This window comes from Maribacter sp. (assembly GCF_049667165.1).
GTDB lineage: Bacteria > Bacteroidota > Bacteroidia > Flavobacteriales > Flavobacteriaceae > Maribacter_A.
In genome coordinates, this window is sequence record NZ_JBATHS010000334.1 from 1 (window position 1) to 2,190 (window position 2,190).

Sequence of the window (2,190 nt, forward strand, 5' to 3'; positions counted from 1 at the left end):
GTTCTGGAGGTTTTAATTATGTGCCAAATAGTAAAACCGGATTTTTTGCCGACAAGGATGTCCGTAATATGATGGTTATTGAGCAGAAACAAGGAAAATTGTTGTTTGTAGCTAACAACAATGATACATGCGATGTATTTAAAGTGAATACGCAATTCAACAAGAATTGACTTTAAGGATTTACAGGCCCAATAAACCTGTGTCGTTTTCAGGATGCCGAAAGGTCGATCAATTAAAAAACAAAAGAGCTAAAATAGCTCGGAGAATCGCCTCATGGCTTCTCCCCATTCTATAAAAAACACATGGTAATGCTATTGTTCAATCCTGATCGGCCAAAGCATTTGAACCGTATGGCCATACCCTTAGGTTTATATTGGAACATCTAAAATAGGCAGTCATTTTCTTTCCAAAACCGGTTTGGACATCCGGTTTCTTCTTATTATCAAACTGTGCAGTTTTTGTCAAGTTGTATTATAAAGGATTTACCGGACAATCCATTAATTTGGTACTGGTTTTATTGAGGCCCTTACTGAAAACAAACAACATATAATCAAAATCCATCAATGAAAAACAGTTTGTTATACCTTATAATACTGTTGATTTTTTCCTGCACTGATCACAATGATTCGAACTCCACCACCTTCGGATCTTCTGACTTTAATTTTGATTGGGAATTCTCACTAGAAGATTCATTGCAACAGAAAGCGGATTGGCGAAAAATAAGGCTGCCCCATGACTGGAGTGTTGAAGCCTCTTTCGACTCTATTTCAGGGGAAGGAGCCACCGGTTATCTCCCTGGGGGAATTGGGCATTATAAGAAAAAGTTTCCCTTAAAACTCGATAAGGAGCAAACAGCTTACCTCCTGTTCGATGGGGTATATAACAATGCTACTGTTTCCTTGAACGAAAAAGAACTTGGTTTTCACCCCTATGGGTACTCCCCTTTCTATTTCAATATCAGTGATGCACTCAACGGACAAAACGACGACAACGTTTTGGAGATAAAGGTAGACCGAACCAGATACGCCGATAGTCGCTGGTATACAGGTTCAGGCATCTACCGAAATGTTGGGTTAATCATCAAGAACAAACTGCACATACCCATCTGGGGCGTTTTTGTTACCACACCTAAAGTCACTGCGGACCAAGCAGAAATTGCCATTGAGATAAAGATCGAGAACCAGTATGAAACCGCCCAGGACTTCAAGTTGATGACGGAGCTATTTGATTCCAATGGCAAAAAAGTCTCAGAGCAATCCACCACATTGAATATTCCGCCAAATAGCGCCCAAAATAACAAGCAAAGTTTAGAGCTGGACAATCCGGAATTATGGGATATAGAAACCCCTACCCTATACGTTTCCAAGACGACCATAATACATAATGGGGAGCCCATAGATACCCATGAAATGAATTTCGGAATACGAACCATAAATTTCGATCCGGATAAAGGGTTCTTCCTGAACGGGAAAAATAGAAAAATCAAAGGGGTCTGTCTGCACCATGATGCTGGTTTAGTAGGTGCCGCTGTTCCTAAAGGCCTCTGGAAAAGACGTTTGGAGAAATTGAAGGAAGCCGGTTGCAATGCCATCCGAATCGCACACAATCCAGCTTCCCAAGAATTTTTAGACCTCTGCGACGAAATGGGCTTTTTGGTGCAGGATGAATTTTTTGATGAATGGGACAATCCAAAGGACAAGAGAAAGAACATGAATGAGCAGAGCGTGGATTACATTACCCGCGGCTATGCCGAACATTTTCAGGATTGGGCCGAAAAAGACCTGAAAAATACCGTATTGGCCCATAGAAACCATCCTTCAATAATCCAATGGAGCATCGGTAATGAAATTGAATGGACCTATCCCAGAAATGGGGAAGCCACTGGCTTTTTCAACAACATGCATTGGAGTGGCAATTATTTTTGGGCACTACCTCCCAATTCCCCGGATCAAATCAAAAAACAATTGGAAATCTTGCCAAGAGGAAAATACGATATCGGGGAAACTGCGCAGAAATTGGCGGATTGGACGCGTGAGTTAGACACTACCCGATTTGTCATTGCTAACTGTATACTACCTTCCTCAAGTTACGAATCGGGTTATATTGATGCCTTGGATATGGTCGGCTATAGTTATAGGCGTGTCATCTATGATTATGGTCATAAAAATTATCCCGACAAACCCATCATGG

General features: G+C 41.2%; 1 protein-coding gene. It reads left to right on the forward strand.

Going from position 1 to position 2,190, the window contains the following annotated elements; all coding sequences use genetic code 11:
* Window positions 1–563 precede the first annotated feature (563 nt).
* On the forward strand, window positions 564–2,190 hold a 1,627-nt coding region (locus tag WBM98_RS15485; protein WP_424366930.1), incomplete at its 3' end, for a glycoside hydrolase family 2 TIM barrel-domain containing protein.